Source organism: Streptomyces sp. NPDC006925 (assembly GCF_042869575.1).
Taxonomy (GTDB): Bacteria; Actinomycetota; Actinomycetes; order Streptomycetales; family Streptomycetaceae; genus Streptomyces.
On record NZ_JBIAGB010000038.1, the window covers coordinates 28,026 to 40,231 of the forward strand.

Genomic DNA, 12,206 nt, shown 5'->3' on the forward strand with positions numbered 1-12,206 from the left:
GCAGCGACCCGCACTTCCCCACCTTCCCCGCCACGGCCTTCCCCAGCGGGCCGACGGAGAGGACTCTGCTTCCCCGGCTGGGGAAGTGCCCACTGCTGGGGAAGGTGAGCAGTCTTCCCCAGCCGGGAGTGCCGTTCCGTGGGGAAGACTGCTCACCGATGGGGAAGTCATCGCGCGCTACTGGAGCCACGTCCTGCGTCGTGGTCCGGACGATTGCTGGTGGTGGACCGGTGGGCTGAGCGACACCGCGCACGGCACCTTCCGGGCCCTCTCCCTACCCGGCCGCACCCGCCGCGGGACCTTGCCCGCTCACCTCTTCGGCTACCGACTGGCCCACGGAGCCGACGCGATCCCGGCCGGCATGGTGCTACGGCACCGATGCGACGAGCCCCCGTGCCAGAACCCGGCCCATTGGCTGCTGGGCACCAGGGGTGACAACAACCGCGATGCCGCGAATCGGCGTAGACTTGCAGGTCACGCACTTGCCGACGTACGCGGGGCTGTTGGCCGGGCGCGCGCGGTCCAAGACGCTATCGCCACCGCTGACCCCGACCAGCTCGACGCAGCGATTGCCGCCGCACTGGCTGCAGGCAACCCGACGGGAGCCCACCAGGACTCGCTCTTCTGAGTAGCGGCGAGACCCGATCTGTCCTGCCCTTCCCCACCCCGGTGGGGAAGGGCGGTGGGGAAGAACAGGCGGGGGATCCGTCCGCGGCTTGGGGCAGCATTTCCCCACCGGGGCTTCCCCACTCGGGTGGGGAAGCCCCGGTCCCGTCCAGTGGCTGGGGAACCCAGTCTGGCGGGGAAGTTCCCCACCAGACTGCTGGGGAAGACCAAGACGGGCGGGGAACTTCCCCAGGACGCCAAGGCGGGGTCACACAGTCGGATTCCCCAAGCGCGACGCGCTTTCCCCAGCACCGCGAGGGTGGCACGGCCGGACCTTCCCCAGCGGGGCGCCGCAGGCGGCGGTCTTCCCCAGGCGCGGTTCGGTGCCGGAGGACTTCCCCACTCGCTCACGCACCGTGGCTGCCAAGCGAGTGGACCCCGGCGAAGCCCCCGGTAACAGTCGACCCCCACCGGCAGGCCCGGCGGGGGTCGACGTCGTCGCCGAGACCGTAGCGCACACGCCCTATCGGTGACCACCACCAGACCGAGCCACCGAGCGCTGCGGCCCCCCAGCGCGCAGCCGCCGCCGACCCCGGAAACCCCTGCGACGACAAGCGCATTTCGGTACAAACGGTGCCCCAAGCCGACCCCGCAGCCCCAACCACAGCAGCCCACCAGTCGCATGAAGACCCATCACCAGCCAGACTCAAACAGGACATAGCGACCCTCTACCGAATCCGACCCCTCAACTCCATCTCCCCCACAAGCAATCCGACCCACAGCAGACCGTACAACAACATGCACAAGCCAATAAGCCAGCACACCTATGCATCACGATCCGATGGCTGTTGTTGATCTTGAAAAACCGCTACGCTGTGTCGCGATGCTTTCGATCTCCGCTGGTAGCGACCCTCGGTACCTGACCAAGGAAGTCGGTCAGGGTGCCGAGCACTACTACCTGCGCAGCATCGGCGAGGCTGGCGAACCGCCCGGCTACTGGCTCGGCGCCGGCCTGGAGGAGCTGGGACTGTCCGGCGAGGTCGAGAACGAGGTCTTCGAGGACCTGTTCACCTCCTGGATCGACCCGCGCAAGCGGGACGAGATGTACGCCCAGCTCGACGCGATCCCCCACGAGCGGGGCACCGCGGAGTACGCCAAGGCGGAGAAGGCCATCCGCAAGGACGCGACGCTGGGGAACCCGCCGAAGAGCTACGAGAAGGCGTTCGAGAAGCGCCTGGACGCGGCCTTGGAGAAGGCCCGGGAGCAGGCCCCGAGCGGCGAGCTGAGCCCTGAGCAGGCCAAGAGCATCGAGCTGTCGGTCCGCAAGGAGGCCCCGTCGGCGACGCTCTACTACGACCTGACGTTCTCCGCCCCGAAGTCGTGGTCGGTCTATCACGCCTCGCTGCAGGTCAAGGCGATGGAGGCGCGCGAGGCTGGCGACGAGGAGACGGCCGCGGAGTACAGCCGTCAGGCCGAACAGGTCTGGGACTGCTGGAAGGAAGGCGTCCAGGCCGGGCTGCAGCACATGCAGGAGGAGGCGGGTTACTCGCGTGCCGGGCACCACGGCCAGGCCGTCGAGGGCCGGGCGGCCGGGCGGTACGTGGATGCCCATGAGTTCATCGCCGGGGCGTTCGCACAGCACACGAGCCGCAACGACGACCCGCAGCTCCACGTGCACGTCCCCGTGCTGGCCAAGGTCAAGACCACGGACGTCGACCCGGTCACCGGGCAGGAGACGACGGTGTGGCGTTCCCTGGACGGGCGCGGCTTGTTCAAGCACAAGCAGGCCGCCGGGCACCTGTCGGAGATGGTCGCGGGCGAGGCGCTGGAGCGCGTGATGGGCGTCCGCGTCGAGATGCGCCCCGACGGCAAGGCACGCGAGATCGTGGGCATCAGCCAGGAACAGCGCGACCTGCACAGCAGCCGCCGACGGGGCATCGTCGAAGGCGTCGCCGAGCTGGCCAGGGCGTACGAGGAGACCCACGGCGTCGAACCGAGCGCCTACGTACTGGCCCGGATGTCGGAGTACGTCACCCTCGACCAGCGCAACGCCAAGAAGCACGACGCCACCAGCCGTGACCAGCTGCTCCAGCGGTGGGAGGCGACCACGCAGGACCGCTTCCGCGAGAGCCTCGCCGACGTCCCGGACCAAGTCGCCGAGCGCTCCGCCGTGCACCAGCTGCACCGCCCGGCCAGGTCCTTCGACCCGGAGGTCATCCAGCGCCGGGCAGTCGCCGCGGCGCAGGAGACGAAGCCGACCTGGACCCGCCCCGACCTGATCGTGGAGCTGACCAAGCAGCTGCCCGACACACTCGGCGGACTGGAGGCCCACCAGGTCACCGCCCTGATCAACCAACTGGCCGACGACGCGCTCTCCCCCACCGCCGACAACGGCGTGGTGTGCACCAAGGCCCCGGCCCTGGTCGAGATCCCGGCCGAGCTGCAGCGCCGCGACGGCTCGTTCGTCTACGAGCCCAACCCCTCGACCTGGGACCGGTACGCAACCGAGGAACATCTGCGCGTCGAGGAGCGGCTCCGCGTGTTCGCAGGCGAGCGCGGCGCCCCGACCGTGCCAAGGGAGCTGGTCGAGGACGTCATCCAGCGCCGCGGTCTCAAGGGAGCCCAGGCGGACTTCGTTCGGGGCGCAGCCACCTCGGGCCGCAGGGTCGACGTGCTGGTCGGCCCGGCCGGCGCGGGCAAGTCCTACAGCCTGGCCGCCCTCACCGAGCTGTGGGAGTCCCACGCGGACCGGCAGGTCATCGGCCTGGCCAGCGGTCAGCGTGCCGCCGAAGTCCTGCGCGATGAGGGCATCGAGAACGTCACCAACATCGACATGCTCCTGCTGAAGAACAAGGCGCTCGCCGAGGGGAAGCACGTTCCTGACGCCGAGACCTACCGGATCCCGCAAGGAGCGCTGGTCATCCTCGACGAGAACGGGATGACCGACACCACGGACATCGACGCTGTTCGTGCGCTGATCGAGGCCAGCGGTGCGAAGTGCGTCCCGGCTGGCGACCCGTACCAGCTCCCTGCAGTCGGCGCGGGCGGCGTATTCGCCCAGTGGGTCGAGGAGGCCCCGGGCGTCCACATCCTCGACGAGGTCCGCCGCTTCCGCGACGTCGACCCTGCCACCGGCGAGAAGGTCACACGGCAATGGGAGGCCGACGCCTCCCTCAAGCTGCGCACCGGCGACGCCGCCGCGCTGGAGCAGTACGAACTGCACAGCCGCTTCCGCGGCGGCTCCGCCGAGGAGATGACCGAACGCGCCTACCAGGCATGGCTGACCGACCACCTCGACGGCAAGAACCCCCTGCTCATCGCCCAGGACAACGCCCAGGTCGCGGAGCTGTCCGCCCGTGTGCGTGCCGACCTGGTCCGCGCCGGGCAGGTCGCTGAGGACGGCGTGGTGCTGCGCACTGGCCGCGAGGAGCACGGCGTCGAGACCAAGGCAGGCGTGGGCGACCACATCCAGCTGCGCCGCAACGACCGGACGATCACCGCCGAGAACGGCGACTTCGCGGTCAACCGCACAGTCGCCGAGGTCACCGGGATCAGCGACAACGGGGCACTGCTGGTGCAGCTGGAGGACGGCGCCCGGATGCACCTGCCAGCCACGTACGTGCAGGAGCACGTCGAGCTGGCCTATGCCGCGACGGTGCACGGCGCCCAGGGCCGCACGGTCGGGGTCTGCCACTCCCTGGTCGATGAGACGACCAGCCGCGAGTCGCTGTACGTCATGCTCACTCGCGGCGAGGGCGGCAACTACGGATACGTCATCACCCACCGGCAGGGGGATGGCCTCAAGCACGAGGAGATCCCGGACCACCTCGCCACGCTCAGTTCGGCGCTGCAGCGCTCCGGGCTGGAACAGACCGCGACGCGGACGATCGAGGCCGAGCTGGAGCGCCGCGAGCACCTCGCGGTCCTGGAGCCGACCTGGTCGGGAGTCAAGGACCAGCAGGCTGAGGAGAAGTACAGCCGGGCCCTCTACCAGGCGCTGGGCGGCGAGGAGTATGAGCGGCTGCGCTCCGAGGAGTCGTACGGCAGCCTGATGCGGCTTGCCCGGCACGTCGAGGAGCAGGGGCACGACGCCGAGGACCTGCTGGTGCGTACCGCCCGCTCCCGGGAACTGGAGAGCGCCGAGGACCACGCTGCGACCCTGCACTGGCGCCTGGAGCGGGCCGTCGAGGACGCCGAGCGCACCAAGGTCCGCGGTGAGGAGGCGGAGCAGCGGGCGGCGGTGGTCGAGCAGCAGCAGAAGGTCACCGCAGCGATCGAGGCCGGGATCGAGGCCGGACAGACGGACCCGAGCGACGTGCAGCAGGATGTCGACCTCCACCTCCAGCAGCTGATGGCCCAGACAGAAGCCTTCGCTGTGAACGTGGAAGTTCTCCACGCTGGCCAGGACATCGAGGTCGCCCAGCGGCAGGCCGATGAGCGCGACGCCGAGTGGGAGGCCATGGACTCCTACGCCTCCCGCACCCCGGACATGCCGGGTGACCTGGGCCGGTTCATGACCGAGTGGGCGGCCGAGATGGACCAGCGCGTTGAGCGACTCGGACAGAGCGTTGCCGAGGACCAGCCCGCGTGGGCGATCGAGCGGCTGGGCCCGGTGCCCGAGGACCCGACCGCGCGCGCCGACTGGGAGCTGCGGGCTGGCCGGGTAGAGCGGTACCGCGAGGCTCACGGCCACGACGACGAGCGCAACGCCATCGGTCAGCAGCCGCCCCGCGGATCGGTCGAGGCCCGCGCCGACTGGGAGCGAGCACGCCGGGCACTGGGGGTCGACGAGCGGGAGGCGGACATCGCGCGTGCGTCCGACGAGACGCTCCGGCAGATGATCGAGCGTGCGGACCGGGAGGAGAGCTGGGCCCCGCCCTATGTCGCCGACGACATGCAGAAGGCATTCGCCTCCGAGCGGGACTTCGCCGACCAGGCAGTGCAGATGGAGTTGCGTGCCCGGGAGATGGCGGAGCGGGACGCTGCCCAGCACGAAGACCGCCTCACCGAGACGATGCACACCTACGCCACGGCGACCGGCTACAACGACCATCAGCAGGCCCTCGCACAGGTGATGGCGCTGCAGCAGGCCCCCACTCTTCAGGCGCAGATCGAGCCGAGCGAGAGGGTGGCGGAGACTCTGGACCGGGCCCAGACCAGTCGCGACATCGCCGAGACGATGGGCGAGAGGGCGCACACGTACCAGGAGATCCACGAGACCCGCGAACGGTGGGCCGAGGAGACGCAGGTCGTGCGCGACGAGGCCGACCTCGCCCGCACGGAGCTGGACCACCGGGTGCCGGAGTCCGAGGTCGATGCCCCCGAGGCCGCCGGTGCTGACGAGACCTCCCCCCTCGCGGACCAGCAGACGTCGGTCGAGGAGGGGATGGCTCAGGCTCTGGAGCAGGCCCGTGCCGCCCAGCAGGTGCTCGAACAGCGCGCCCAGGAGCGCGAACGGGCCGCCGAGCAGCAGCGCGAGTCCGAGCTGGAGCCCCAGAGCGAGGAAGCCGACCGCGCTCGCCGCGATGCGGGAATCGGCTTCGAGGCCGAGTACGAGAGGCCGGGCCCGGAGCTGGCCGGGCACGATCAGGACATCGAAGCCGCCGTCCCCGAACCAGCGACGCCGGCACCCGCGCCTCCGCCTCCGCCAATGCCCGAGATGGACCGCGACATCGACATGTAGCCGGAGGCCAGCGGGATGTCCCGCTGGCCTCTCTGCTGCGTTCTGTGCCGTGTCTGCGCCGCCCGCTACCGTGCTGGCATGACTGAAGCGTGGTGGAGGGACCCGGCAGGGCTTCCCCCGGAGTGGGAACGGTCGTCCTCCAAGGGCGCCTCGACCGGGGCCACGGGGCAGGAGCTGCCGGAGGGTGTGACCCGCTCGCGGGACGAAGTGCAGACGCTGCGGGACGATGCTCTCGCCTCGCTGCCCCTCGACCCGGTGGAAGTCCGCGTCTCCTGGTGTTCCCCCCGCGGCCTGGCCAGCGGGCTGGAAGGGATCATCGACACCACCAGGTGGCTGCTGGGCGAGCGGGAGGCAGCCCCCATCTCGGTGGAGAGCCACCCGTACCCGCGCCTGCCGGTCAAGTCGGTCAGGCTGCACGCCCAGGACGCCGTCTTCGAGCACAAGTGGCCCGGGGTGTCCGAGTGGTATGCCGGCGGGGTGAAGCGCACCGTGGAATGGGCCATGGGATTCTCCACCGCTGAGCGTCCGATCTCCGAGTAGGGCCTGGGCCGGACTGCAGCGGAGTGGCGGAGTCGGCGCCGTGGGCGTGTGGATGTATTGATCTCGGCTGTGCCCATAGGCTCCGGCCATGCTCATCGCGAACATGTCGCCCCGCACGACGGGCAAGACCACCGACACCGGGTGGCTGTCGCACGCCCTGCTGGAGGACGAGGAAGGCTACGACGTCGTCGGGTACGACGCCGACCACAGCAAGCAGTTCTGGAGCTGGAGCCAGCCGGAGAAGGGGAACTTCGCTTTCCCCGTGCACCTGCGGGCGTCCGCCAAGTTCCACCAGGAGGTCGTGCCGCCCACGGACAAGGGCATCGCGATGGTGGACTGCGGGCACACCGAGAACCACATCTTCATCGCGGACTCCATTCTCCGCGTCGCCGACCTGGTGATCCTGCACATGTCGCCGACCTCTGGCGACTGGGAGCGGATCTGCGAGCCGGAGACCGCCAAGCCCTTCAAGGACATCCTGGCGAGCAGCGCCCCGCTGAGGGCCACCGGCAAGAAGCCCGAGACATGGGTGTTGCTCAACCGCACCGTGGCGAACGCGTCCTCGACCGGCTACTACCGCGAGGAGATGGCCAAGGAGGGGTACGAGGTGTTCACCACGGTCATCCCGCGTACCGAACGCTTCGGCGACTCGATGGGCGCCCCCGTGGAGGGGGCCGCCAAGACGGCGTTCGGCGCTCTGGTGACGGAGATGAAGAAGCGCGGGCTGCTGCCCGGCGGCCGGGAGGCCCGGTGAGCCCTTCCCAAAAGGAGATCCGAGCACGGCGCGCTGCCGCAGCCGAGGCACGCCGACAGGCCGAGGCCGCGCCCGAAGCGCCAGCAGCAGTCCCGGGGCCGGCACGGGAAAGGACTCCGAAGGCGTCCGCCGCCGTGCCGGAGCCCTACCGCCCCCAGCCCTTCACGCCGGACCTGATCCCCGAGCCCGTCGAGGTCGAGGCCGAAGGCGCTCTGACGCCCGAGGAGGTCGACACCCTGGGGCACTGTGAAGCGGCGTTCGCCAACGGCACCCGGGCTGAGTGGATGAAGTGGAAGGCCGCTCACGTCGTTCGCTCCCGGCGCCTGCACCGCGGCGGCGGCCGGACATGGGCGGACTACTGCCAGGACCAGTTCGGTGAGTCGGAGTCGGAGGTCAACCGGCGCATTCAGCAGTGGCCGCTACTCAGGGCCATCGCCGAGCAGCAGGACCGGCCCCGCTCGATCCCCGACTCCCACGTGCAGCAGCTGCTGCCGATGGTCGAGCAGCACGGGCGGGACGTGACCGCCCGCGCGTATGTCGCGCTGCGGGTGTGGGCCGCCGAGCGCCGCCACCGCGTGACGGCCGGTGTGGTCGACGGCCTGGTCGAGCTGGCCCGGAGTGCCGAGTCGCCGGCGCTGACGACCGCGATCACTTTTCAGCAGGCGATCGAGGCGAAGCCGAAGCGGGCGAAGAAGGCGTCCGGAGAGCCCCGGGAAGGGGCGCTGGGGACTGGCAGCCACCCAAATTCGGGTGACTCCGCAGCCCCCGCGGGCGAGGCTGACGAGACGGTGGTCGACGCCGAGATCGTCCAGGACGAACTCCCGGAGGGCCGCCGGGCCGGCCAGATGCGCGATGTACTGCAGGAGCTGCTGGCCGCGAGCGAAGAGGGCGGGCTGAAGGACGTCCCCACCGGGACGCTGAAGGAGATCAGCGCGGCGGCTCTGTCCATTGCGCAGCTGGCCGACGAGGTTCTCCAGAGCCGGTAGTCGGCGCACACACGAGAGGGGGTCACCCAAATTTGGGTGACCCCCTCGCTCCGTGCTCAGGATCAGGTGTCGTCGCCTTCCGGCTCGCGGCGCCGAGCGATGTCCTTCTCTACACGTTCGAAGAACCGGTGGTCGACGAAGTCGCTCTCAGTGAAGGGCGGCGGCGGCGGATTCTCGTTCTCCATCGTCGGCTGCACCGGAACGGGAACGGGGTGCCGGGGCTTCGGGAGCCCGTCCCGAGGCATGCCGCAGTTGCTCAGCTCCTTCTCCAGGACTTTCTCGACATGGGGCCACCAGCGCGCGTGCCACTCGGAGACGCGGGTCGGAGGCGCCTTGTCCTCGTAGGACCACTCGTAGTTCCGCCACAGGGCCGTCAGCTCGATCACGAGCCGCTTGTGCAGGTACCAGCAGGGCCGCCACACCGGCCTGGCGTAGATGGGCCACAGGGTGTTCTGGCACCACTCGGTCAGTCCGTCCCACAGCTCCCGGGCCTGATCCTGGTCCAGGTCGTCGGTCCAGTTCGGGGTGGTGCCCGGCCATTCCGGCGGCGGCTCTTCTTCGGGGTCGGCCATGAGCTGGCCGACGGCTTCGACCACGGCGGCCAGCGACTCCTTGAGCTGGCCGACCTTCGTGTCCAGACCCTCCAGAGTGGCCGGGAGGTTCTCATCCTCCAGGGTCTGGAGACGGCCGCGGACAGCGGACAGATCGCCCGTCAGCCGCAGCAGCATCTCCATCGGGTCGAGTTTCATCTCCGCCATTTAGCGGCCCCACGGGTCATCGTCGTCGTTGAAGGCCGCGTACGGATCAGCAGCGTCCGTGCCCGTCTTGCTCAGGCGCGTCGGCTCGATCAGGTCTTCCTTGGGCTCCGGCTGCGGCGGCACCTGCTCCAGATGTTCGGTGGGCGCGTAGGCAGGCTTGGGCGGCACCACCACCGGCGGCTGCCCTGCCCCCGGGGACAGGGGCGGAGCGTCCTCGCTCCCGGCAACCCGCAGATGACGTCCGGCCGGGGCGGAGGTCCAGCTGCTGGCCGCCGGATCAGCCGTCCACGGGCTGGTCTCCGGCTCGGCCGGCGCCCAGGGGTCCTGCTGCCGAGGCGGGCCCCACACGTCGGCCGGAGCCGACAGCGGCGGAACCGCGGCAGCCGACTCCTTGCGCCTGTGTGCCTTGAGCACCTCCTTGGCCGCCTTCTTGTCGGCCTTCTCCGTTTCCTTGATGTCCTTGCGCTTCCAGACCGGGGTGAACTTCACGACGACGGGGCCGCCGAGGTGCTTGCGCAGCACGAGGATCTGCCCCGGTTCGAGGTTCATGATCTGCGACGGGGTCATGGTCTCGACCTCGACCTGGGTGTGGGAGACGCTGGCGCGCATGGTGCCGTCCGGACCCGGGTTCGTGGAGCGGGATTCGCGCTTCACGTAGTGCTTGCCGCACAGCCGCGAGAGCCCCTCCAGGTGGTCTTCGTTCGAGAGGCCACCCAGGACGAGCTTCACGCAGTTGTCCCAAATGGTCTGGTACCCGTAGCGCCCCCAGCGCTCCATGATCTGTGCCGGGGACTGGAAGACCGCGTGGATGCTGATACCCAGGCCACGACTGTCAGCCGTCCACCGCTCCAGCGGCACGCTGCAGATCAGCGCCGCTTCGTCCAGGACCATCGTCCAGGGCGGGTCCAGGCGACCGCCCGGGTTCATCGGGGCCAGCGCGCGCGCTGCTTCGTACAGCTCGCCGGTGAAGGCGGTGAACAGCGGGCCGACACTACCCCTGCCGTCGTCGCGCCCGAGGAGGTAGAGGGTGTCCTGGGAACGCAGGTAGCCCGAGATGTCGAACTGGTCGACCTGGTGCGCCTTCTCGATGATCCGCTGTACGCGCGGCGCGTCGAGGAACATGAACGTCTTGGCCAGCGTGCCGAAGACGTTCTCACTGGTCGTGGGCTTGCCCTTGACCATCTGCACCTGCATCAGGTCTGCCTTCCAGCCGCGGGGGGCGACCGGGCGGTGCGGATTCCTGGGGTCGGGCTGCTCGAACTTCTCGAAAATCTTGATGGCCTCGGTGTTCGCGACGCTCTTGGACCAGCGCGCCACGTCCAGCAGGGACAGGTCCGCCGCGTCTGCGGCCCACAGGAACGCCTTCAGCACCGAGTAGCTGGCGCTCTCCCAGAAGCTGCGGTTCTCCAGGCCGGCGGTCGCATCCGACCCGTCCAGCAGGTACTTGGCCCTGCGCATCGACCGCTCGACGCCCAGTTCCGGGTCGGCGCAGCCGATCACCGGGTCCCAGGCGATGTCCGATGCCCGCGTGGCGATCCCCTGCGGGTTCCACACCAGGACACGTCCGACCCTGGATCGCAGCCGCTCCGTCCACTCGACCACGTCGAATTTGGTGCTGGTCGCGAGGACCGGGCCCTCTGCGTCGATGATCCAGTTGGCGATCTTCGCGGTCTTGCCCGCGCCCATCGGGGCGAGCATCAGGCTGCTCTCCTCGATGGACATGTACAGGTGCAAGCCGGTCTTGCGGCACTTGCCGATGTAGATGCCGACGGCGTTGGTGGGCACCGACCGTCCCGGCACGTCGGCCAGCGAGGGGCGCAGCGTGCGGCGCTTCTTGACCAGCTGGCGGCGGCTCAGGTTCGCGCGCAGCTCGCGCCGCCTGGCGAAGCCGTCGTCCTCCCGCGTGAAGTCGAAGTCCTTGCGCATCTTCGTGTAGCCGGCGCCCACCAGGCCCCCGATCACGGCCACGGACAGGAGGGGCTGCTCCGTCAGCAGCGCGCCGCCCGCCTCGGCGAGGCCGCCCACGACTGTGCCCAGCAGGTTGCCCGACCCGTCTTCGCTGGTCTGGGTTTCGGCCGCGAGGAGCGAGGCGGGGACGGCCAGTGCGGTGTAGCGCACGGTGGGGCGGCCGAAGACCGGCACCGCCGGAGTGTTCGGGGTGCCCTGGTGGGGCTTCCACGCTTCCTTCTCGGTCGGCGCCGGGACACGGTTGTCCGAGAGGGTGGTCGAGTCGTTCGGTTCGCTGGCCTTACTGTTGTCGCTCACGAAGGTCTCCTTCGTCGGGGCCCCGGAGGTGCTGTAGCCGCCAAGCTCTTCATGCACCACCGGGGCCACTCCTGTTTGTATACGCCGCATCACTGACAGATGCGGCCCTGATTTCCACTCTGCCCCCGTCAGCCTGTGGACAGATTTCACGCTCCGGACCCATGCCGCTCCGGGCTCAGGTACTCGGCCAGCAGGTCCGCGGAGATGTGGGTGCGTCGCACCGTGTCCACCTTCAGCTCTTCGCCCCGGTCCGCAGCTGCCTCGCAGATGACCTGAGCCAGCGGGCGACCCCGCAGGGCACGCTGCTGCTCGTTCAGCCCCCGGTAGATGTCGGCGACCAGCGCACGCGTGGGCTGACTCGTTGCGCCTTCCACATCGGCCTGCACCCGCGGGCCGGCCGAGTCCCCCCGAGCCGGGGACACCGAGGTCGGGCGGGGCTGCGCCGGAACCGTGGCCGCGTGCTCGCCTCGCGCCTGTTCCAGCGCCCTCAGCCGGGCGCCGAGAGCCCGCTTCTCCTCCTGCAGGGTCTGCAACTGCCCGCGCGTCCGGTCCAGCTCCTCCTTGGCTTCGTGTGCCTTCTCGGCGAGCTGGTCCCGTTCCTGGACCAGGGCTTC

7 protein-coding genes are annotated in these 12,206 nt (G+C 69.8%); 4 read left to right on the forward strand and 3 right to left on the reverse strand.

The annotated features are described in order from the left end of the window. Positions 1-1,489: 1,489 nt before the first annotated feature. The 4 genes from mobF to ACFYNS_RS30735 all read left to right on the forward strand — a co-directional run bounded on the left by mobF (position 1,490) and on the right by ACFYNS_RS30735 (position 8,569). The gene (gene mobF / locus ACFYNS_RS30720) at positions 1,490-6,289 is read left to right on the forward strand and encodes a MobF family relaxase (protein WP_388606156.1); all 4,800 of its coding nucleotides are present in this window, start codon (positions 1,490-1,492) and stop codon (positions 6,287-6,289) included. Positions 6,290-6,367: 78 nt separating this feature from the next. Then, positions 6,368-6,829 carry a hypothetical protein gene (locus tag ACFYNS_RS30725; RefSeq protein ID WP_276479324.1) on the forward strand — a complete coding sequence of 154 codons (462 nt, stop codon included), beginning with the start codon at positions 6,368-6,370 and terminating at the stop codon, positions 6,827-6,829. 88 nt (positions 6,830-6,917) lie between these two features. Then, positions 6,918-7,583 (forward strand): plasmid partition protein, encoded by a 666-nt coding sequence (locus ACFYNS_RS30730; RefSeq protein WP_388606158.1) that lies wholly within the window; start codon positions 6,918-6,920, stop codon positions 7,581-7,583. A 134-nt stretch (positions 7,584-7,717) separates the two neighbouring features. After that, entirely contained in the window at positions 7,718-8,569 is an 852-nt protein-coding gene (locus ACFYNS_RS30735) for a hypothetical protein (RefSeq protein ID WP_388606160.1), read from the forward strand. A 62-nt stretch (positions 8,570-8,631) separates the two neighbouring features. Here the strand turns inward: ACFYNS_RS30735 and ACFYNS_RS30740 are convergent, their stop codons facing one another. From ACFYNS_RS30740 to ACFYNS_RS30750, 3 genes are all read right to left on the reverse strand, one after another. Continuing rightward, positions 8,632-9,327, reverse strand: a complete 696-nt coding sequence (locus ACFYNS_RS30740) for a hypothetical protein (RefSeq protein ID WP_388606162.1) — start codon at positions 9,325-9,327, stop codon at positions 8,632-8,634. After that, positions 9,328-11,592, reverse strand: coding sequence for a TraM recognition domain-containing protein (locus ACFYNS_RS30745; RefSeq protein ID WP_388606164.1), 2,265 nt, complete (start codon positions 11,590-11,592; stop codon positions 9,328-9,330). A gap of 146 nt (positions 11,593-11,738) precedes the next feature. After that, the coding region (locus tag ACFYNS_RS30750; RefSeq protein WP_388606165.1) for a hypothetical protein at positions 11,739-12,206 on the reverse strand (468 nt) is incomplete at its 5' end.

Bases quoted from the DNA above. Each gene is read 5' to 3' on its own strand.
- ACFYNS_RS30725 (WP_276479324.1), top strand. From the start codon at position 6,368: ATGACTGAAGCGTGGTGGAGGGACCCGGCAGGGCTTCCCCCGGAGTGG.
- ACFYNS_RS30730 (WP_388606158.1), top strand. From the start codon at position 6,918: ATGCTCATCGCGAACATGTCGCCCCGCACGACGGGCAAGACCACCGAC.
- ACFYNS_RS30740 (WP_388606162.1), bottom strand. From the start codon at position 9,327: ATGGCGGAGATGAAACTCGACCCGATGGAGATGCTGCTGCGGCTGACG.
- mobF (WP_388606156.1), top strand. From the start codon at position 1,490: ATGCTTTCGATCTCCGCTGGTAGCGACCCTCGGTACCTGACCAAGGAA.